The following is a 21,662-nucleotide window of genomic DNA, read 5'->3' on the forward strand; positions in this document are numbered from 1 at the left end:
AGTGAGAGGGGCTTGGAAAAGATCAGAGATTGTCGACGAACGCCTTATAGCCTTTGTCATCCATCAGGCCTTCGAGTTCGCTCTTGTCGCCGATGGTCATGCGGAAAAACCAGCCTTCTTCCTCGGGCGAGGAATTGACCAGAGCCGGCTCTTCTTCGAGCGCGTCATTGCCTTCGGTCACTTCGCCGGAGATGGGAGCGTAAACGTCGCTTGCCGCTTTCACACTTTCGACCACAGCCGCATCGCCGCCCTTGTCGAGCATCGTGCCAACGCTGGGGAGTTCGACGAAGACGATGTCGCCCAATTGCTCTTGCGCATAGTCGGTGATGCCGACGGTCGCGCTTTCGCCCTCGACGTCGATCCATTCGTGTTCATCGGTGAAATAGCGCGGCATAATTCAAGTTCCTCTGAAGTATTTGTGGGCCACGAAGGGCATGGGTGAAACGATTGCAGGCAAGCTCTTGTTCCTCACCTTGCAGGTAAGCTCAGTTCCTTCTTGCGAGTGGGCTGCATCGACGAAAGCCATGGCGATGGGTTGGCCCAAGGTGGGCGAAAAGCCTCCACTGGTAACCACGCCGACTTTGGTGTCGCCGGAATAGACCTCGGCGCCTTCGCGTGCGGGCATCCGGCCTTCGAGTTTGAGGCCGACGCGCTTGGTCACAGGCCCATTGTTGAAGGCCTCCATAACTGGTGCATGGCCCAAATACCCCCCACCCTCGCGGCGCTTTTTGGAAAGCGCAAAGGTGAGATCAGCGCTTACCGGATCAATGTCGAGCGTGAGGTCATGGCCATAAAGCGGAAGGCCTGCCTCAAGCCGCAAACTGTCGCGCGCGCCAAGTCCTGCTGGCTTCACGCGCTCGTCCGCCACCAGAGCATCGGCAAGCTTTTGAACCGAGTTTTCATGGACCGAAATTTCAAACCCATCTTCCCCGGTGTAGCCCGCGCGGCTGACCCAGATATGGCCTTCGTCAAATTCAAACAGGCCGGCGGTCATGAAAGTGAGCGCAGCCGTGCCGGGCACCAACGCCTCCAACACCTCGCCAGCTTTGGGCCCCTGCAATGCGAGCAGCGCAAACTCGTCCTGGTGGGTGAGCGTCACCTCATCAGCGAGATGTTCGCGAAGATGGGCAATGTCGTCCCACTTGCACGCGCCGTTCACCACCAGCCCCAGATGCGGGCCAGTGTTGGTGACCATCAGATCATCGATCACCCCGCCCTCTTCGGTGAGCAGCATGGAGTAGCGCATCTTGCCGGGTTTGAGCGATGTGATGAGGCCGGGCAGCAGTTTTTCAAGCTCGCGCGCGCCCAGCGTCGGATCATCCTCAGGTGAGTGCACCGTCAACTGCCCCATGTGGCTTACATCGAACAGGCTTGCGCTTGATCGCGTCCACTCGTGCTCGGCAACGATACCTTCATATTGGATTGGCATTTCATAGCCCGCAAACGGCACCATGCGCGCGCCGTGGTCGCGGTGCCACTGGTCGAGCGGGAGCCTGCCCAGTTCCACTGCCTCTTCTGGCGTTTCGTCAATTGATTGGTCGCTCAAAAATTGTTCCCCGAATAACAGGTGCAAGGGCGCCCAAAGACGCAGGTCTTGCCCCCTCTGTCGGGTTAACCTGAGAGCTTAAGCGAGCGCGCGGACACGCAAGCCTTCCCCTTCGGTGGTGAGGCAAACGGACAATACCGCCCTCACGCTTTCCAGAGTGCCTATGCCTTTTCGCGGTCCATTTGCCTGAGAGTTTCCGGGGCGGTTGCTCCTTCGGCGCCAGGGCCCATTTCTGGAAATCCCGATCTCTCCCGCGAGAGACGCCAGAATCACTTCCGGCAGGCGCAATCCATGTTGCGGATGCGAAGAGCCCCGTCAATCAGCAGACGCAGCTTTTGGCGAAATATTTGTGCGAAAATGGCGAGGCGCCATCCCAAATGTGAGGGACGAGCGTGCTAAGCGGTCAGATTAGGCCGCATTCACCCGCGGTGAGCGTATATTGCTCTCCGCTTGCCTCGCTCACGATAAGCTTGGCGCACCAGCTTTGGGTGGTGTTGATCTTTAACCGCGAGAGCACCTGACGGTTGCCCGAAGCAAGCGTGACATTGGATTTGTGGCGCGAATGGGATGCCCCTGACAATTCAACCTCAAACTCAACCTGCTGGGTGAGCGCACTGTCAGCGATAACCTGGACCTCAACCGTGTCTGATCCTTCGATCACATTGAGCGACAAGGCGCGCTGCTGGGACGATGCGCTCGCCATGCTAGCGCCTGCGCCAAGCATAAGGAGCGATGCGGTTGCTGCGATGATCTGGCCAAGCTTGCTCATGGTGTTGCCGGGTCACCCGCCGCCGCCAAGCTGCTGTACAATGGCGTTTACGAGGCCTTGCGTTTCTGGCGAAAGGCCAGCGGTGGGATCACCCTCAGCGGCCGTGGCCTGCGCATCGCTTAATGCCTGATTGTTAAGCGCAACCGAGGCGACCACTTGATTATCGAAATTCGCAGGGTTCGCATCCGCCCCCGCCAGCCGGGCAATCGCCGCCTGAAGTGTCGCCGTGCGCCCTGCATCAAGCCCGCCGCCAAGCAGGCTGTCCTCAGCCGACGAGGCGCGCGCTTCGCCAAATTCTTCAGAACGTGTCTCAATCCGCGCGTCACACAATTCCTTGAGCGCGGGTATATCGCTGCCACGTTCGCAAATATCAGTGCCTTCAACCGCTTCGAGCAGCACTTGCCGTTCTGCCGGCGTCAATTGCGCCAGCGCAGGGTCAGCCGATCTAGCTGCGACTTGTGAGACATCGTTTTGAGTGTCGCCAGAGGCAGACACCTGAGAAAGCGATGCGTCTTCACCCCCTCTGGCCGCTTCGATTTGTTGTTGCTGCGCCGCTCGTGCACGAGCAGCGGCCACGCTTTCAGGCGTAATCGCATCGGGAAAATAGACCTTGGAGGAGGCATCCTCAGGTGCTTGCTCAACAAATGCGCTTGCCTCGCGCGGTACGTCTTGCGCGGCGTCTTGGGGGGCGTCTTGAGCCGACGCAAAGGCGCAAGGCAAAACGGCCAGAGTGACAAGGCTCAATTTTACCGCTGTGATGGTCTGGCCCTGTACTGTCCCTCGCATGACGCGGCTCCTCACCTTCGACTGGTTCAATTGCCCTGTGTGATGATAGCTGTGGCGCCGCCGGTTTGAATAACGCTCATATCCGGCAAGCCATTGCCATTTTGCGTCCACTCCAGAGCATTGCCAGAGCCCACTTGCGTTGCGCTCATCGTGTTGTTGTCGCCATTTTGCGCAAGGATTGCCTGATTGTTGTCACCATCCTGAATAAGCGTCGCCAGATTGCCTGTGCCATTTTGCGCAATCGCTGCGCCTGATCCGGTCAGCCCGTTGTCGTTTTGCGAAAGCAAGATCGTGTTGGCATCACCCGTTTGCGTAAGCAGCGCAACGGTCTGCGCCGAACCGCCTTGAGTGACTGAGGCAAGATTGTCGCCACCAGTCTGGTCAATTGCGGCAAAGTGATCGCCATCGCCAAACTGCGCGACCTGCGCGGTGTTGTTGTCGCCATCCTGAGTGACTTCGGCATTTTGTTCGGCGTTGGACTGGCTGAAAGAGCCAGAGTTGTCATCGCCAATCTGCTCAACAAAGACGCCGTCAAAGGGCCCTGTATCAGGCGCACTGACCTGTGTTTGAGCAAAGGCCGGGGTCGCACCCATGGTGGCAATAAGACTTGCGCAAAGGGCAAGGATGCTTGAAGCTTTGCATTTCATGGTGTCGATCCTAACTGATTACGCCGCCCATGGCGAGAGGCTTGAAGCACATCCCCTAGCCACCGTTTCCTTAGCTGAGCAATCATTACTCCCAGATTGACATCGCCGGGCAAGGCAAATGCGCCGGGCAAGGCAAATGCGCCCGCCCGGCAATCGCTTTTTCTCGTTTACGGCGCGCCTTGCGTTACCGTCGCGGTGTTACCAGTGCCAGCCTGCGTCACATCCGAGACGTGAGCATCGGTAAATTGGCTAACAGTGATTGAGTTTTGATCGCCAGACTGGGTGATCGTGCTACTTGCGCCATCTGCCAGCTGATCAACGTCAATCGTGTTGCCAAATCCGAAGAAGACGCCATCCTGATTGATGATGCTGGTGTTGCCATGGCCTTCTTGAAGCACATCGGCGCTGAGCCCGTCACTGATCGTATTCAGCCCTTGATTGATCGTGCTGGTGTTGGTGTCACCAGTTTGGACAAGAGTGGCAGCGTTGGCGAAGCCCAAGGCACCAGCGGGCACCTGATTGATGTTGCTAATGTTGCTATTACCGGTTTGCGTAACATCAATCGTGTTACTCCCATCCCCCCCTTGCGAGGCGATTGACGAGTTTCCATCACCAATCTGATCAACAAAGATTGTGGAATCAAACGCGTCCTGATCAATCGTAGAGCTGTTGGTGTTACCGACCTGAATGTTCTCGGCGGTGTTCTGAGCAGAAATGCCGCTGTTATCGGGTTGATTGATTGTAGAGGTGTTATCGGCACCCCCGCTCTGATCAATCAATGCACCGTTATCAAGACCGCCCGTCTGGTTGATCGTCGCCTCACTGGTAAGTGCATCCAATTGCTGGAAGATAAAGGCGGTGGCAGTGTCCGCTGTGCCCGACTGATCAATAGTCGCGATGTTATCAGTACCAGCCTGGATGGTGTCGGCGCTGCTGCCGCCATTGCTGCTGGCCTGAGTGATCGACGTCTCGTTGCCCGTGCCTGTTTGCAATACAGCTGCCGTATCGGCAATCGCAGAGGACTGATCGACGAGCGATGTGTTGTCATCGCCAAATTGTTCGACTGTCGCGCTGTTGCCATCGGTCAATTGAAACACATCAGAAGTGTTCCCATTGGCAGTCTGCGTCACATTCGCGATATTGTTCGAGAAGTCCTGCTCAACCGCGCTCACATTGTCATCGCCCGTTTGCGCAACAGTTGCAGAGTTCCCGCTGCCTAGATCAAACGAGTTTTGCAGCACGTCGCTGGAGTTGAACGAACCGTTTTGAGTGACATCGGCAAGGTTGGAATCCCCGCCCACACCTGCTCCACCGACAAAGCCTTGTTCGATCAGGCTCTCATTGCCTGAGCCGCCGCCTTGGGTGGCTGTGGCTGAGTTAAAGTCGCTGTCTTGAACCACAACAGAGGTGCTGGCATCCGGGCCGATGCCCGTCTGCACGACCGTGGCATTGTTGTCGCTACCGTCAACAGTGCCCTGAAGAACCTGGCTCACATTGTCAGAAAAAAACTGCTGAACCGTTGCGAATTGCGAGTTGCCGCCCTGAACGATAAGCGATTCTTGATTGCCGTCGGCCTGTACGCTGGATGCCTGGTTCTCGGTGCCGCCAGTGACCACGCCGCCAAAGATGGTGGTGTCGCCCTGCACGATGGTTGACGTATTGTCAGCTCCATTGAACTGGGTGATTGACGCCTCATTATCGGTAACGGGCGATCCCGAAGTGTCATCGCCAGTTTGCACAATAGAGGCAATATTGTCCGTGGTCCCCAACTGCTGATCAATGGTAGCGCTATCCGCTCGCGCCTGATCAACTTGGAAAACCTCGGCCGTGCCACGATCGCCATCTTGTCCAATGGTGGCTGTATTGTTGCCATCGGTTACGCCCGATGCCTGATCCACAACAGCAAGGTTGTCGCCACCGGTCTGGTCCACGTTAGCGGTATTGCCAAAGCCAGCCTGATCGACGATCGATGTGTTACCCATGCCGCTTTGCGTGACGAAGGCGTCCGCCGTCTGGCCGTTCTGGATCACGGTCGATGTGGCATCATCGCCTGTCTGTTCGACGACCGCGTCCTGTTCGCGATTGTTCTGGATCACATCAGAAGTGTTGCCAGTGCCGTTCTGAGTCACGGTTGCGACCAGATTTTGATCGGTGCCGCCGCCATTGTCTGACTGGGTGATGATCGACGCATTGGCATCGCCCACTTGCGTAACGCTTGCGCTGATGTTGGTGGTGACGTTGTTATTTACCGATGTCTGAACAATGTCGGACGTACTCGCCCCGTTTTGATCGACGATTGCGCTCATGCCGTCCATGTCATCGCCGCTGACAATCTGGTCTACAACTGAATCAGCGCCGCCCGCTTGCGTAACTGTCGCGGTAATATTCTGCGGGTTTGCGCCCGTGGTTTCCTGCCCGACATTCGAGATGTTGCTATCGGCACCCTGCGTCACGCTCGCCGTCAGGTTTTCGCCATCCTGTACGATGTCCGAAACATTGCCGGTGCCAGTCGATTGGTCAACGCTGGCGGAGTTGTTGGTGCCGCTCGTGTCAATGACGCTGCAATTGCCAGTGGCGCCCACACACGCTGGCGGCACGGTAGCCTGAGCCAAAGCTGCGGATGCTGCGCCGAGTGCGAGCACAGACGCGCCTGCATAGATAATCGATTTCATTAGATTCCCCCCAATTCTACGTCAGCCTATTTAACCTCAAAGCTGAGTGAGGTGTCCTGGCAGTAACGCGCCAAGACAAGGTAGGCTTAAACAATTTGGGCGGGCGTTTGATCGCCCGCCCACAAAGTTCACCAGATCGGCTTAGAGCGCCCCCGGTGCCCCTTGAGTCACCGTAGCCGTGTTGCCAGTACCGTCTTGGAAAACGGTAGAAGAGCTGCCGTCATATTGTGACACGCTCGCATTGTTGAGATCGCCGTCCTGTTCGATCAGGCTGACGTTTCCAATGCCTTCTTGAAGTACGGTGGCAATATTATCTGCCCCGATGCTGAAGGCATTCTGGAGCACTTCACTGTCGTTCTCAGAGCCATCCTGCGTCACGTCGGCGAGGTTGTTGTCACCCCCGCCAAGGCCTTGATCGATGACGCTGGCGTTCAGCTCGCCGCCACCTTGCGTCAAAGTGGCTTCGTTGCCGTTGCCATCTTGGAAGACCTGCGATGTGGAAAGGCCAAGGCCTGTCCCGGTTTGCGTGACGTTCGCGGTGTTGCCGTCGCCGCCAAGAGTGCCTTGGAACACCTGGCTGACATTATCAGAGCCGATCTGGTCCACAAAGGCGACCTGGCTTACGCCGCCCTGACCGATAATCGAATCGTTGAAGTCCCCGTCCTGTGTCGATTCAGCGACGTTAAGAACTCCATTTTCCACGACACCGCCAACGCTGGTGGTGTCGCCTTGAACGATCAAGGAGACATTGCCTTCGCCAGAGACTTGATCAATCAGCGCCTCGTTCGTGGAAAGGCTTGCGACAGCGCCAGTCTGAGTGATCGTCGCCGTGTTAGTGTCCGTATCAACGCCCTGAAGGATCAGGGCGAATTCACCATTCGCGTCATCATTCTGGTTGATCGTCGCGCTACCGCTCACACCATCTTGTTGAATGTTGGCAGAGCTGAAGCCTTCGACCGAGCCGGTAGCCTGATCGACAACCGCGATGTTGTCATCGCCGGTTTGGATCACCGTTGCCTCATTGAAGGCACCTGCTTGAGCAACATCCGCGTCATTGCCCAGACCCGTTTGCGTCACCGCAGCAAGCGCGTCTTCGCCCGTTTGGGTTACAGTTGCGAGGTTTTCATCACCGGTTTGCAGAATGGCAGCGGTGTTACCAAGGTTTGATTGATCAATCCCGGCTTCGTTGAGATCGCCCGCTTGCTGAATGTCAGCGTCCTGCAATTCATCAGCCTGAATGATCACAGCAACGCCATCGTCAGCTTGTTGGAAGACAGTCGCAAGGTTGTCGGTGCCCGATTGGTTCACATCGGCAAGGTTGCCCGTTCCTTCTTGCTCGACTTCGACTTCGAGAACCGCGCTGTCGAAACCAACATCGTTTTGCAGAATGATCGATGCGTTTGCATCGCCGGTCTGGGTAACCGTTGAGCTGATAAGCACGCTGTCATTGCCGCTTGAAACTTGTGCAACATCAGAGGTGCTTGCACCGTCTTGGAGAACATCAGCGACGATACCGCTCGCATTGTCGCCCGAAGACGCTTGAGTGATGACCGAATCAGCACCGCCCACTTGATTGACGGTAGCCGCCGTATCGATCGGCGTAGCCCCAGTGGCTTCCTGATCGACGTTGGAGATATTGTTGTCTGCGCCTTGAGTCACAGAAGCATCAAGATTGTCACCCGATTGGACGATGTCCGACACATTGCCTGTTCCGGCCGATTGATCGACAGCAACAGAGTTGCCTGAACCATTGGTGTTGACGACACTGCAGTTACCGGTTGCGCCAACGCACGCGGGCGGAACGGTTGCCTGAGCGAATGCTGGCGCTGCTGCTGCGAGAGCGAGTGCTGATGCGCCTGTGTAGATAAGACTTTTCATGGTTATCTCTTTCCCCTGATTCTGGGCTGCGAGCCTATGGGTTTTCACCTAGATTTGCAAAGCGTTCAGGCCTTCACGGCAAGCCCTTGAGCCTGCCCTGAAGGCCCCTTGTGTTATTGCGTAACCGTGATCACGTTGCCGCTGCCGGTCTGCGTGAGGTCGGAAACCGACCCGTTGCTCAGCTGGGTAACCGTGGCCTGGTTGTTGGCGCCATCCTGAGCGAGCAGGCTGAGGTTATCATCGCCCTGCTGGTCAACTGTTGCGATGTTGAGATCGCTCAGGAGATTGTTGCCCTGCCCGATGATGCTGGTGTTGCCTGCACCCGACTGGGTTACGTTTGCTTCATTGCCGTCACCGCCAGCAAATGATTGCTCCACCTGGCTTTCGTTACCATCGCCGGTTTGCGAAACGTCGGTGATGTTGCCAATGCCGCCGTATTGGAACGTGCCGCTGATACCATCGGCGCCTTCCATGTTGATCAAGGCCTGGTTGCTATCGCCCGCCTGTTCGACCGAGCTGTCGTTGTTCGAGCTGATCTGGTCGATCTGGACAAGGCCGCTCAGACCGGTCTGGATCACGAGTGAGGAGTGGAAAGAGCCGTTTTGAATGCTCTCGGCTTCATTGCCAGTGCCGCTTTGCTCAACGAAGGATGTGTTGAACTGTCCCCCGCTCTGATCAATCAGAGCCCCGTTGAGGTTTGCCGCACCGCCTGCTGCTGCGTCACCTGTTTGAATGATGCCAGCACCACTATCCGATACGTCAATCGCCTGGAAGATCACGGCAGTCTCGCCGCGTGCATTGCCGCTTTGCTCAATCCCGGCAAAGTTGGTGTTGCCAACCTGAATGACTGATGCGTCGTTCGGAGAGCCAGCACCGCCAGCATCGCCGGTTTGAACGACTTGCGCATCGTTGCCATCACCAAGCTGCTCGACGGTCGCGAACATCGTGTCGCCGCCGCTTTCCTGATTGACGGTGCTGGTGTTGGTGTCGCCCGACTGGGTAACGGTTGCGTCAGCCCTGCTGACATTGTCCTGCGTCACGGTTGAGGTGTTATCATCGCCCGACTGGGTGATGAGATTGTCGATGTCGACACCACCATTGCTCGCCAGACCCTGATCAACGGTCGAACTGTTGCGATCACCGCTTTGGTCGACCGTGGTGCGCGATGAGAACGGACCACCCATGAAAATGTCGGAGGTGTTGTCATCCCCGCTTTGATCGACGGTTGCATCAAGGCTGAAACGGTCAAGAATGACATTCGACGTGTTGCGATCACCGCTCTGATCGACAGTCGCATTGCCGCGACTACCAGCGAGGTAGTCGACATCAGAGACGTTATCGTCGCCCGACTGCGCCACAGTTGCGGTGCCGCTGCTGCCCGCTGCCATGTCGATGTCTGACGAGTTGAAATCACCCGTTTGATCGACGTCTGCAGTCTGAAGCTGCGTTGCGGAAGCCTGCGAGATGATCGAGTCATTGCCATCGCCATCCTGCAGCACATCAGCCACGGTCGCATCGGCGCCCGATTGAACGAGGCTCGAGCTGTTGTCGAAGCCGCCCTGAACGACGGTTGCCTGTTTATCGACGCCGGACTGGTCTGCGACCGATGAGTTGGCATCGCCAACCTGAGTAACAGACGCGGTCTGGTTGTCGCCCGTTTGAGTGATGTCGCTGTCGTTGGTTTCCACGTCTGGCGAACCAAGGTCAAAGCCTTCTTGCGTCACTGTGGCCGAGCTGTTCGTGCCTGATTGGTCCACGTTGGAAAGATTGAAGCCAGTCGCGCCGCCTTGGGTCACTGTGGCCGCCAAAGTATCGCCATCCTGAAGAATTTCGGAGACATTGCCAGTCGCATCCTGATCAACGGTGGCGGTGTTATCCGTGCCTACGGTGTCAATGACGCTGCAGTTGCCAGTTGCACCCACGCAGTCTGCTGGAACAGTGGCCTGTGCGAAAATCGGCGTTGCCGCTGCCAAAGCAAGAACGGACGCACCTGTATAAATTACTGACTTCATCGTATTTCCTTTCGAATTGCCTGCGCCTAACCGCCGCAGGGTTCTCTGGGGATTTTCAACAGTATGGCGCTCGGACCACCCCCTGAATGGCCTTGGCGCTTTCACTTTCGGGGAACCACCTTGGGCAATGTTCATATCGCCCTTCCCCCTTAGCCGACCGGCTCCACCTGATTGCGCGAGGCCATTTAACTGGCATCAGCATGGCGAAGCCCGCCAACGAATTGCTCCTGCACGCCGCCCACCGACAAAGCGCGCCTTCAGTTGTGCAACCCTCTCTTCGCGCGCCCTTTTTTGGGCGCTGCCCCCGGCTCAAACCCGCAATCGCGATTAAGAGCCTTCGTTTTCCTCATCGTCGCGATCCACGACAGTCAAAGCCGTGAGCGAGCCAGCCCGCTCCACCGCATCCTGCACATCGTCCGCGTCATAAATTCCGTCACGCTCAGCCCGGTAGGTGCTCATCAGAGCCTCAGCCGCCTGGCTGTCGGCAAAACGCCAAAGCCCCAGATCCACCCCTTCAAGAACAAGGCCGTAAACCGCCTTTTCGATAGCCTGCTGCAAAGCGACCTGGTCGGGCTCGTTCGAGGTGATCCCTGCTTCCGCCTCCAAAAGCTCGCGGAAAGCCACAAAACGATAAGCGTTCGCACCAATCGCCTGACTGGCGATCGTCTTGGAGGCCTGAACATTGGTCAAAACTTCGCCCGTGCGCACTGACACAGCGCGCAGGTACACTGTCACCGTATCCTGTCGGTATTCGGTGCGCGCGCCGATACCAAGGAACGCCGCGCCCGCCCCGCCAGTCACCGTATTGGTGTCATAGCCAATGATGCCACCTTCCAGCAGCACGCCTGCAAACAGAAGCGCGGGAAGCGCATTGGGATCGACCTGTTGCTCGCCCAAGTAACGCTTGCGCATTTCGCCGATGATCTGACGCTCTTTAAGAAGGTTATCGAGCCGCTCGCGCTCAACCACGGTAAACCACTGGCGATTGCCGGCATCCTGCAGGGCTTTTACCAGAATGGAGCCCGCCCCTTGCGTCACAGCACGGGAAAGCGTTTGTCCGGTCGTGGTCGGGCGGAATTGTCCGGTCTGATCGCTGAAACCATACACCGCAATCGCCACCTGACGCTGAGGCGCGGGCAATTGGTGGAGCAGATTTTGCGTCTGCGTTTTCTTCGGAAAATACGCAAGGCTGGTAGTCTCAGGCAGGAAATCCCGGCCATCCGAGCCGATGCTCATGCACCCACTCATTGAAAGCGCACAAAGGGCCAGAAGGCCATTCTTGGCAACGCGCTTCATTAATTCACCTCGATAAACAGAGGAATGACAATGCGCGTTTCTTCGCCAGTGTTGTCGTCGCGGATGACCAGCGTCACCTCATCCAGACTGCGGAAGAACTCAATCGTCTGCCCGCCAAAAGTGATCGTGCCTTGCTCTTGTGGATTCTCTCCAAAGATCGCATCGACGATTTGCGAAGAGAGCGCCGACAAGAGCCGCGATTCAAGCTGGCGCGCAAAGATGCTGGATTGATCGTTGCGATCCACCGCATTGGGATCGGTGGTCTTGTTCTGCGCGTTGGCAATTCCAAGAATGTGGTTGGAATTAAAGGGGTTACCGCCAAAAGTCGGGCTGATTGGTTGATGCACCAAATCTTGTGCCATGGCGGGCGCAGCGCTAAAGGCGCTTACCAAAGCCGTTGCCACCGCAAGCTTGCGAATCATATCCAAAAATTCCCCCTCTACCTCTGAGATAGCCCTAACAACTGGTTAATTTTCGCATCCGGTTATTACGTAAAATGCCGTAAGTGTCGAGCCGTTTGTGCGCTCGATTGGTGCGTCAAAGGGGGTTTTCTGCGATTCTGTGCCTATCTGGGTCAGGCAAGTTTGCGCGCCAGATTGCGCCCCTGCCGCATTGCGAATGAGCGATTGGCGCACAATTTTCTAACGCTGATCGGACCAATTATGACCCATGAACAGTGTCTTACAAGTTCGGTCTGAGCCAGCGTTCAGCGGTTGCTACATCAACGCCGCGCCTTTTTGCATAGTCTTCAAGCTGGTCGCGCCCGATCTTTGCAACACCAAAATATTGCGATTCAGGGTGACCAAAATAAAGCCCGCTCACAGCGGCTGTAGGCAACATTGCAAAGCTGTCAGTCAAGGAAACACCGATTTTAGCCTCGGCATCCAGCATATCGAAGAGAATCGGTTTTAACGAGTGATCGGGCACCGCCGGATAGCCGGGCGCTGGACGAATGCCGCGATACTCTTCCTTGATAAGCGCCTCGTTGGTGAGCTGTTCGCCCGGCGCATAGCCCCACAAATCGGTGCGCACGTGTTGGTGCAAACGCTCGGCAAAGGCCTCGGCAAAGCGGTCGGCAAGGGCTTTCAAGAGAATGTCGGAATAATCATCCTTCTCTGCGCGAAAGCGGGCGATGTGGGGCTCAATCCCGTGGATGCCGACAACAAAGCCGCCGATCCAATCACCAGCAGGATCGATGAAATCGGCCAAACACATATTTGCCCTGTCGCGACTTTTGATCACCTGTTGGCGAAGGAAGGGCATCCGAATGTGATCATCCTCGCCCATATGGATCATCACATCATCGCGGCAATCATGCGCGCGGGCACACGGCCACAGGCCGACCACCGCCTTTGCGGTCAGCCATTTTTCCGAGATGATCTTTTCAAGCATCGCGTCTGCATCAGCTTTGAGGTTGCGCGCAGCCTCACCCACGATCTCGTCCTCAAGGATGCGCGGATAGACCCCGTGAAGTTCCCAGGCCCGGAAGAACGGGGTCCAGTCAAAAACCTCGACGAGGTCATCGAGCGGCCATTCTTCAAACAAATGCTCGCCCGGTTTTAGCGGCGGCGCAGGCTTGTCGGACAGGTACGCGTCGTAAAAATTGCCGCGCGCCTCCTTGATGGGAAGAAGCGCCTTCTCGCTTTTGCCTGCGCGCGCGACGCGGACCTTTTCGTATTCGTCTGATGTTTCTTCGACAAAAGCATCGCGCAAAGTGTCGGAAAGGAGCTTTGAAGCCACCCCTACCGCCCGGCTTGCATCGAGCACGTGGATGACGGGGCCGTCATAAGCAGGGTCGATCTTGAGCGCGGTGTGCACCCGGCTGGTGGTTGCGCCGCCGATAAGAAGCGGCATGGTCATGCCAGCGTTCTGCATTTCTTCGGCCACCGTCACCATTTCATCCAAGGATGGCGTGATGAGGCCTGAAAGCCCGATCATATCGGCCTTATGATCATTCGCCGCTTTCAGAATGTCCTGCCACGGGACCATCACGCCCAGGTCCACCACTTCATAACCATTGCACTGCAAAACCACGCCCACAATGTTCTTGCCGATATCGTGCACATCGCCTTTGACGGTCGCCATGATGATCGTGCCCTTGGAGGTGCGCTCGGCCTCTGGCAGCAATTCCTTTTCCGCCTCGATAAAGGGGATGAGGTGCGCGACCGCCTTTTTCATGACGCGCGCGGATTTGACCACTTGGGGCAGGAACATCTTGCCTGACCCGAACAGGTCGCCAACGACGTTCATCCCGTCCATGAGCGGACCTTCGATCACCTCGATAGGGCGTCCACCGGCCTCGAAGATTTGTTGGCGCATTTCCTCAGTGTCATCGACGATATGCGCGTCGATCCCTTTGACGAGCGCGTGTTCAAGGCGCTTGGCAACTTCCCAGCCGCGCCATTCGGCTGCTTGCTTGTCGTCTTCCTTGCTCTTGCCCTTGAAGCTTTCGGCGAGATTGATGAGCCGCTCGGTCGCGGTTTCCTCGCCTTCGGCTCCCCCTTCTACTGGGCGCATAAGGATCACATCCTCGCAGGCCTCGCGAAGCACGGGGTCGATGGTGTCATAGACGTCCAGCTGCCCTGCGTTGACGATCGCCATATCGAGCCCGGCGGGGATAGCGTGATAGAGAAAGACCGAGTGCATCGCCCGCCTGACCGTCTCATTCCCGCGGAAAGAGAAGGAGAGGTTGGAAAGCCCGCCGCTGGTCTTTGCATGGGGGCAGAGCGCCTTGATCTCGGTGCACGCCTCGATGAAGTCGAGCCCGTAGCGGTCGTGGTCTTCAATGCCAGTTGCGACCGCAAAGATGTTGGGGTCGAAGATGATGTCTTCGGGCGGGAAACCGATGCCAGTAAGGAGGTCATAGGCGCGCTTGCAAATCTCGACCTTGCGCTGTTTGGTGTCGGCCTGTCCCACTTCGTCAAAGGCCATGACGACAACCGCCGCGCCATAAGCCATGCACTTGCGCGCTTGCTCCAAGAAGGGTTCTTCGCCCTCCTTCATGCTGATCGAATTGACGATGGGCTTGCCCGACACGCATTTTAGGCCAGCCTCAATCACATCCCATTTCGATGAGTCGATCATCACCGGCACGCGGGCAATATCGGGTTCGGCAGCGATCAATTTGAGGAAGGTCGTCATCGCGTGTTTCGCGTCCAAGAGCCCCTCGTCCATATTGACGTCGATCACCTGCGCGCCGTTCTCAACCTGCTGGCGAGCAACCTCGACCGCGGCGGTGTAATCATCCGCCATGATGAGCTTTTTGAACCGAGCAGAGCCGGTCACATTGGTGCGCTCACCGATATTGATGAAGCTGGAGGCAGATTGGGTGGTCATGGGGTGTTTTCCGGTAGAGAGACGTCGGTAAGGTCGCGGGCAAAAACAAAGTCATCGTAAAGTGCGCCGCCGACGTTAAATTGACGGGTGCCGATAATTTCGAAACCCTGCCGCCTGTAAAAAGCAATCGCGCGGTGGTTGTCGTCTTTCACGCCGAGCAAGAGCCGCTTATTGCCTTTAGCCGCACTCAACACCTCGGCAAAAAGACGCTGAGCCGTCCCGGTCCCCTGAAAGCGGGAAAGGACGTAGATTTTCTTCAGCTCCACATCACCCGGCAAGGCTGCATCAAGTTCAGGCCGAGGCATGAGCAGGGCATAACCAACAGGTGTGCCGTCAATCTCGGCAAGCCACCCCCTCGCCCCGTCGTTTAGCAGACCCGCGAGATATTCGGGCGCGTGCTTTTCGCGGCAGTGGGCGATCATGGCATCGCCGGGAATTTCATGCGCGAATGTTTCCAGAAACGTCGCATCGGAGATAAGCGATAGGCGCTGCGCATCCTGTGCGCACGCTTCGCGCACTGTAATTCTATCAGCGTGAGGCACACTCATGCGGCAAAGGTAAAGGCTTCAAGACCCGACAGCCGCATCGCGGTTTCAGGGGTTGGAATTTCGCGCGGCGGCAAGCCCTTTACTGCCTCGGCAATCGCCTTGATATGAGCTGGCGAGGAACCGCAGCAGCCGCCAAGGATGTTGACCTGCCCACCTTGCGCCCACTGTTTCACCAGTCCAGCGGTCGTATCCGGCATCTCGTCATATTCGCCAAGCTCATTGGGAAGCCCTGCGTTTGGATAAGCCATGATAAGCGTATCCGCGAGGCCCGATAGCGACTGCACGTGGGGACGCAATTGATCCGCACCAAAACTGCAATTCAGACCGATGGTAACAGGCTTTGCATGGCGCACAGCATACCAGAATGCCTCAACCGTGTGGCCAGACAGATTGCGGCCCGACAAGTCGGTGAGCGTCATCGAGATCATCACTGGCACCTCACGGCCCAGATCAGCCTCAAGCTGCTTCACCGCCATAATACCAGCCTTGGCGTTAAGCGTGTCGAATACCGTCTCAATCAGGATGAAATCACACCCCCCTTCGATGAGAGCGGCTGCCTGTTCCTTGTAAACAGCGGTCAGTTCATCAAAGTCGATCTCGCGATAACCGGGGTCTTCGACATCGGGGCTAAGCGAGAGTGTTTTATTGGTCGGCCCAATCGCACCAGCAACAAAGCGCGGACGACCATCCTTTGCTTCATATTCATCCGCCAGCGCACGGGCGATTTTGCCTGAGGCGATGTTAATCTCAGCCACCATATCCTCTGCCGCGTAATCGGCCTGGCTGATCCCGATTGGCGCTAAAGGTGTTGGTTGAAATCACATCAGACCCTGCATCGAGATAGGCGCGTGTAATATCTGCAATCACATCAGGGCGGGTCAGCGCCAAAATGTCGTTATTGCCCTTCTGATCAGCGGCAAGCCTCAAATCGCCTGCGTAATCCTCTTCGGTGAGCTTGCGCACTTGGATTTGTGTACCGAACGCGCCGTCAGAAATCAGCACACGTTCGCTAGCCGCTTTTTCCAGCCTGTCACGAGCGGTCATTACTGGCCTCCTTTTGGGGCGTTTGCCGAGCATATGGCAGATGGCATAGGAGAGCTCTGCGCGGTTCAATGTGTAAAAGTGAAACTGGCGCACGCCGCCAGCGTAAAGCTTGCGGCACAGCTCGGCAGCGATGGTTGCAGATACAAGCTGGCGCGCGTCGGGGCGATCATCAAGCCCTTCGAACAACCCTTCCATCCACGAAGGGATAGCCGTGCCGCAAAGCCCGCTCATACGCTGCACAGCCGCAAAGCTCATCACCGGCATGACACCGGGAACGATTTCTGCATCAATGCCTGCTGCGGCTGCATCGTCACGGAAGCGGAAGAAGCATTCCGGGTCAAAGAAGAACTGCGTGATCGCACGATCTGCGCCTGCGTCAAACTTTGCTTTCAGGTTCGCGATATCAGTCTGCGCATCGGGGCTGTCAGGGTGAACCTCGGGATAGGCCGCAACCGAGATTTCAAAATCGGCGACCTCTTTCAGACCTGCAATCAACTCCACCGCATTGGCATAGCCACCTGGGTGCGGTGTGTACGCACCGCCGTCGGGCGCGTCCCCTCGAAGTGCAACGATATGGCGAATACCGCTTTCCCAATAATGCTTTGCCACCGCATTCACTTCTTCTTTGGTCGCATTAACGCAAGTGAGGTGAGCTGCCGCAGGGATATTCGCCTCGTTCTGAATACGCACGACCTGCTCGTGAGTTCGCTCGCGGGTGGAGCCCCCTGCCCCATATGTCACCGAGACAAATCGGGGCCCGAGCGGCTGCAGCGTCGCCACGCTTTCCTCCAGCGTTTGTGCCATCTTTTCGCTTTTGGGCGGAAAGAACTCAAAGCTGATGTCGATATCTCCGGGAAGATCGGAAAACAGCGGGCTATCGAGCGCGGTGCGCGCTTCGTGGAGTTGGTTCAAAGTAGGGGTCATGGATTAGCAGCTTCTTTGCAGGGTTCTTCAATCGGATGGGCTTGGACAGACCCTTTGCGCGTGGCGATCCAGATTTTGACGACAAGCTCACCGCCGGCCAGTGCATGGGTAGCGCCCGGCTCGAACCCGGCGCCGCGCAAAAGCGAAGTCATTTGCTCATCACTAAAACCAAGGCGCGCGTGTTGGTAACGGTGACGCAAATCTTCGTTATTATGGTCGGCAAAATCAACGATCGCGATACGCCCGCCGTCTTTGATCACGCGCGCCGCTTCGGCAAGCGGTATGGAGGGATCTTGCGCGAAATGCAGCACTTGATGAAGCAGCACATTGTCAAATGTCGCCGCTGCGAAGGGCAAATTGGCAAAGTCACCCTGAACAAGATCAACCTTCCCGGTTGGCAGGTTTTGCAGCTTCGCGCGTGCGACCTTCATCATCTCAAGGTTTTTGTCGAGCGCGGTGATTTTCTCTGCATGGGAGGCAAACAATTCAGCCATGCGGCCCGTACCCGTGCCGATGTCGAGAACTGACCCCAACGCGCCTTTACCAAGCGCTTCAAGCAGAAGCTCTTCAACTTGCGCATCAGGGGTGTGGAGCGCACGCAATTCATCCCACTCGCTTGCATGGGCGGCGAAGTACTCTTCCGCATTGGCCTCGCGCGCTTCGCGAATGGCGGCGAGCTTTCGCCGGTCGTCTGCGCAAATTTTTGCGAACTCTTCGTGTTCGGCCTCGGCGGTGGCAAGAAGCCGGTCAAGGCTGGCAAGGACCGGCCCTGCCTCCTCGCCGCTGACCGCGCGAAGAAATACCCAGCTGCCCTCGCGCCGACGCTCTGCCAAGCCGGCATCGCACAAGATCCCGACATGACGCGAAACGCGCGGCTGGCTTTGGCCCAATACCTGCGCGAGCTCACCCACAGCCAATTCCATCGCCGACAAAAGCCGCGCAATGCGCAGCCGCGTAGGATCAGCAAGAGCCTTGAAGATTGCGTCGATCACCATAGCGAGACGATCATATAAAGATATTTTTATATGTGTAAATGCGCCCTATGAAATGTCCGTAATTTGCCTTGGGCGGGGCAATTTGTTTGCAGATTGTGCGTGCAAGGGCAGACCGCAAAGGATAATCCGGCTGACCTTTGCCAAGTGGCGAGACAGCTACGGCATATCACGGGAGAGACTCGCTTGAAACTTGGCTGCTGTTATTTTCCCGAACACTGGCCCGAAGCAATGTGGGCTGATGACGCGCGGCGGATGCGCGAAATGGGCCTCTCCCTCGTGCGCATTGGCGAATTTGCGTGGAGCCGCATTGAACCTGACCCCGGGCGCTTTGACTGGGGCTGGCTTGACCGCGCGATTGACACTTTGGCGGATGCTGGCCTCACCATCATGCTGTGTACGCCGACCGCAACGCCGCCCAAATGGCTGGTCGATACCATGCCCGATATGGTGGCGATTGATGCAGACGGGCGGCCAAGGGGCTTTGGCTCGCGCAGGCATTATTGTTTTTCGCATCAGGGCTACCGCGAGCAATCGCGCCGCATCACGCGCACGGTGGCGGAGCGCTATGGCAAGCACCCTGCTGTCGCGGCGTGGCAGACCGATAATGAATATGGCTGCCACGATACGGTGCTGAGTTTCTCGGACGCTGCGGCGGCGCGTTTTCGCAAGTGGTGCGAGGCGCGCTATGGCAGCATTGAAGCGCTCAACGGCGCGTGGGGCAATGTGTTCTGGTCGATGGAATATCGAAGCTTTGACGAGATCGACCCGCCCAATCTGACCGTGACCGAAGCGAACCCTGCGCATTGGCTCGACTATCGCCGCTTTGCCTCTGACGAGGTGGTGAGCTTTAATAGGGAACAGGTCGCGATCCTGCGCGAATTGTCTCCGGGAAGAGATGTAACGCACAACTTCATGGGCTTCTTCACCGAGTTCGATCACTACGATGTCGGGCGCGACTTGGACGTGGCGACTTGGGACAGCTATCCGCTCGGTTTTCTTGAGCAATTCTGGTTTTCCGAAAGCGAGAAGCGCGATTACCTGCGCCAAGGGCACCCTGACATCGCCGCCTTCCACCATGATCTTTATCGCGGGTGCTCAAGTGGCCGCTGGGGCGTGATTGAGCAGCAGCCGGGGCCTGTGAACTGGGCGCGGTTCAATCCTGCGCCTTCGGACGGAATGGTGGCGCTCTGGACATTGGAGGCGATGGCGCATGGGGCAGAGTTTGTAAGCTATTTCCGCTGGCGGCAGGCCCCTTTTGCGCAGGAGCAGATGCACGCAGGGCTCTTGCGACCTGATAGCGCGGATGCGCCCGCTGCGGCAGAAGCGCGGCAAGTGCGCGATGTGATCGGTACAATCGGCGCGCAGGAAATCGCCAAGGCAAAGGTCGCGCTGGTGTTCTCCTACGAAGCGGCATGGGTGTGCGGTATTCAGCCGCAGGGGCAAAGCTTTCGCTATCTGGAGCTTGTCTACGAGTGGTATTCAGCGCTGAGGCGGCGCGGTGTCGATGTCGATATTGTATCGCCCGAGGCGCCGCTCGAAGGCTACAGCGCGGTGTTTATTCCCACGCTTCCAATCGTGCCAGAGGGCTTTGCGGCGAAGCTGGGAGATCTCGCCTGCCCGGTGCTCATCGGCCCGCGTTCGGGGAGCAAAACGACAAGCTTCTGCATCCCTGAGGGCCTCGCACCCGGAGAGCTCAAAGAGCTGCTGGGCCTGACCGTCACCCGTGTCGAGTCCTTGCGTAACAATGTTTCAAATGTAGGAAATGGATTTTCCGTAAGTCGCTGGCTTGAGTATGTACTTACTGAAGAAGCCCCTGAACTGGCCCTCGATGACGGACACTCAGTGGTCTTTGCCAACGCCAACATCCGCTACTGCGCCGCATGGCCCGACCGCTCGCTTCTCGACCTCCTCGTGGAGCGCATTGCGGGCGAGGCAGGCCTTATCCTGATGGACCTGCCCGAAGGTATCAGAGTGCGCCGGACCGCGAGCCATATCTTCGCCTTCAACTACGCCGCCCATACCATCGACGCGAGCACCCTTGGCCTTGGCGAGCCGGTGGTGGGCTCGGCGCAGATGGAGCCTGCCGCAACGTCAATCTGGACATTGGCATGATCGCGTCCCACAGGATCAAGCCATGAGCGAGCAACGCACCTACGCCATCATCGGCTGCGGCATGATGGGCCGCGAGCATATGGCCAATCTGGCGCTGGTGCCGGGCGCTGAACTGGTCGCAATCGCAGACCCCGACGAAGGCTCGCGCGAGGCGGCAAAGGCCCACGCGCAGACCCTTGGCCAATCGCCTAAGCTCTATGCGGACAGCGGCGAGATGCTCAGCAAGGCGCGGCCCGACGCGGTCATCATCGCCTCGCCGAATTTCACTCACTTTGATGTGGTGAAGCCCGTCATGGACACTGGCTGTGCGGTGCTTCTCGAAAAGCCAATGTGCACCACGGTTGAAGACGCTCTGGCGCTCTGCGATGCGGCGCGCGACTATGACAACCTCTTCTGGGTCGGCCTCGAATACCGCTATATGCCGCCGGTCACCCATTTCATTGAGCGGGTGCATCGAGGCGAGGCGGGCGACATCAAGATGCTCGCCATACGCGAGCACCGCTTTCCCTTCCTTCCCAAGGTGGGCGACTGGAACCGCTTCAACCGCAACACCGGCGGCACCTTGGTCGAGAAATGCTGCCATTTCTTTGACCTCATGCGCCATATCCTTTGCGATGAGCCGGTGCGCGTTTTTGCCAGCGGCGCAGCGGATGTGAACCACTTGGACGAGCGCTACAATGGCGAGGTGCCGGACATCTTGGACAACGCCTTTGTGATGCTCGATTTCAAGGGCGGCGCGCGGGCGGTGCTGGACCTGTGTATGTTTGCCGAAGGGTCAAAGGAGCAGGAAGAGATTAGCGCGGTTGGCCCTGTCGGCAAGCTCGAGGTGAAACTTCCCGGCGGCTTTGTCACCTGGTCCCCGCGCGATAAATCCGGGCCGTTTGATGAGCATATCGACGTGCCGCCCGAAGCGCTCGCAGCAGGCGATCACCACGGCGCAACCTATTATCAGCAGCGCGACTTTCACGAGGCCTTGGTGAACCGCACCGCGCCCCTTATCACCGCCCGCGATGGCTATCGCTCGGTCGTAATCGGAGCCGCCGCTCAAGAGAGCATCGCCACTGGCTCGCCCGTAGAAATCAAATACGAGGACTAAC

Annotated in this window: 15 protein-coding genes, 2 pseudogenes and 1 riboswitch; of the genes and pseudogenes, 2 read left to right on the plus strand and 15 right to left on the minus strand. The window is 57.5% G+C overall.

Annotated elements, in window-relative coordinates; genetic code table 11:
- Positions 1-22: 22 nt before the first annotated feature.
- The 15 genes and pseudogenes from gcvH to INR77_RS15190 form a co-directional block, all read right to left on the minus strand.
- The gene (gene gcvH, locus INR77_RS15120) at positions 23-394 is read right to left on the minus strand and encodes a glycine cleavage system protein GcvH (protein ID WP_223071827.1); all 372 of its coding nucleotides are present in this window, start codon (positions 392-394) and stop codon (positions 23-25) included.
- 3 nt (positions 395-397) lie between these two features.
- Positions 398-1,546: a glycine cleavage system aminomethyltransferase GcvT gene (gene gcvT, locus INR77_RS15125; protein ID WP_255573821.1), complete on the minus strand. Its 1,149-nt coding sequence runs from the start codon at positions 1,544-1,546 to the stop codon at positions 398-400.
- Positions 1,547-1,710: 164 nt separating this feature from the next.
- A riboswitch (glycine riboswitch) is annotated at positions 1,711-1,810 on the minus strand.
- A 139-nt stretch (positions 1,811-1,949) separates the two neighbouring features.
- Complete coding sequence (locus INR77_RS15130) at positions 1,950-2,315, minus strand: hypothetical protein (protein ID WP_223071828.1); 366 nt, start codon at positions 2,313-2,315, stop codon at positions 1,950-1,952.
- Between the two features lie 12 nt (positions 2,316-2,327).
- Entirely contained in the window at positions 2,328-3,101 is a 774-nt protein-coding gene (locus tag INR77_RS15135) for a hypothetical protein (RefSeq protein ID WP_223071829.1), read from the minus strand.
- A gap of 26 nt (positions 3,102-3,127) precedes the next feature.
- The gene (locus tag INR77_RS15140; protein WP_223071830.1) at positions 3,128-3,748 is read right to left on the minus strand and encodes a hypothetical protein; all 621 of its coding nucleotides are present in this window, start codon (positions 3,746-3,748) and stop codon (positions 3,128-3,130) included.
- A 167-nt stretch (positions 3,749-3,915) separates the two neighbouring features.
- Entirely contained in the window at positions 3,916-6,420 is a 2,505-nt protein-coding gene (locus INR77_RS15145) for a hypothetical protein (protein WP_223071831.1), read from the minus strand.
- Between the two features lie 141 nt (positions 6,421-6,561).
- The gene (locus tag INR77_RS15150) at positions 6,562-8,298 is read right to left on the minus strand and encodes a hypothetical protein (protein WP_223071832.1); all 1,737 of its coding nucleotides are present in this window, start codon (positions 8,296-8,298) and stop codon (positions 6,562-6,564) included.
- Between the two features lie 113 nt (positions 8,299-8,411).
- The gene (locus tag INR77_RS15155) at positions 8,412-10,310 is read right to left on the minus strand and encodes a hypothetical protein (protein ID WP_223071833.1); all 1,899 of its coding nucleotides are present in this window, start codon (positions 10,308-10,310) and stop codon (positions 8,412-8,414) included.
- A gap of 327 nt (positions 10,311-10,637) precedes the next feature.
- The gene (locus INR77_RS15160) at positions 10,638-11,546 is read right to left on the minus strand and encodes a CsgG/HfaB family protein (protein WP_255573822.1); all 909 of its coding nucleotides are present in this window, start codon (positions 11,544-11,546) and stop codon (positions 10,638-10,640) included.
- A 59-nt stretch (positions 11,547-11,605) separates the two neighbouring features.
- Positions 11,606-12,028: a curli assembly protein CsgF gene (locus tag INR77_RS15165; RefSeq protein ID WP_223071835.1), complete on the minus strand. Its 423-nt coding sequence runs from the start codon at positions 12,026-12,028 to the stop codon at positions 11,606-11,608.
- 259 nt (positions 12,029-12,287) lie between these two features.
- Entirely contained in the window at positions 12,288-14,942 is a 2,655-nt protein-coding gene (gene metH / locus INR77_RS15170; RefSeq protein WP_223071836.1) for a methionine synthase, read from the minus strand.
- Entirely contained in the window at positions 14,939-15,490 is a 552-nt protein-coding gene (locus tag INR77_RS15175; RefSeq protein WP_223071837.1) for a GNAT family N-acetyltransferase, read from the minus strand. The genes metH and INR77_RS15175 overlap by 4 nt, the downstream gene beginning before the upstream one ends.
- A pseudogene (locus tag INR77_RS15180) lies at positions 15,487-16,534 on the minus strand (homocysteine S-methyltransferase family protein). Before INR77_RS15180 ends, INR77_RS15175 begins: the two are co-directional and overlap by 4 nt.
- Before the next feature lie 12 nt (positions 16,535-16,546).
- Positions 16,547-17,458: pseudogene (metF, locus tag INR77_RS15185) on the minus strand (methylenetetrahydrofolate reductase); the annotation flags it as partial.
- The gene (locus tag INR77_RS15190; RefSeq protein ID WP_223071838.1) at positions 17,455-18,453 is read right to left on the minus strand and encodes a metalloregulator ArsR/SmtB family transcription factor; all 999 of its coding nucleotides are present in this window, start codon (positions 18,451-18,453) and stop codon (positions 17,455-17,457) included. The gene INR77_RS15190 and the pseudogene metF, both read right to left, overlap by 4 nt.
- 183 nt (positions 18,454-18,636) lie before the next feature.
- Between INR77_RS15190 and INR77_RS15195 the strand changes: the two genes are divergently transcribed.
- Both INR77_RS15195 and INR77_RS15200 read left to right on the plus strand, forming a co-directional pair.
- On the plus strand, positions 18,637-20,565 hold the full coding sequence (locus INR77_RS15195; protein WP_223071839.1) for a beta-galactosidase: 1,929 nt from the start codon (positions 18,637-18,639) through the stop codon (positions 20,563-20,565).
- A gap of 22 nt (positions 20,566-20,587) precedes the next feature.
- Complete coding sequence (locus tag INR77_RS15200; protein ID WP_223071840.1) at positions 20,588-21,661, plus strand: Gfo/Idh/MocA family protein; 1,074 nt, start codon at positions 20,588-20,590, stop codon at positions 21,659-21,661.
- Position 21,662 lies beyond the last annotated feature (1 nt).

Source organism: Erythrobacter sp. SCSIO 43205 (assembly GCF_019904235.1).
GTDB lineage: Bacteria > Pseudomonadota > Alphaproteobacteria > Sphingomonadales > Sphingomonadaceae > Erythrobacter.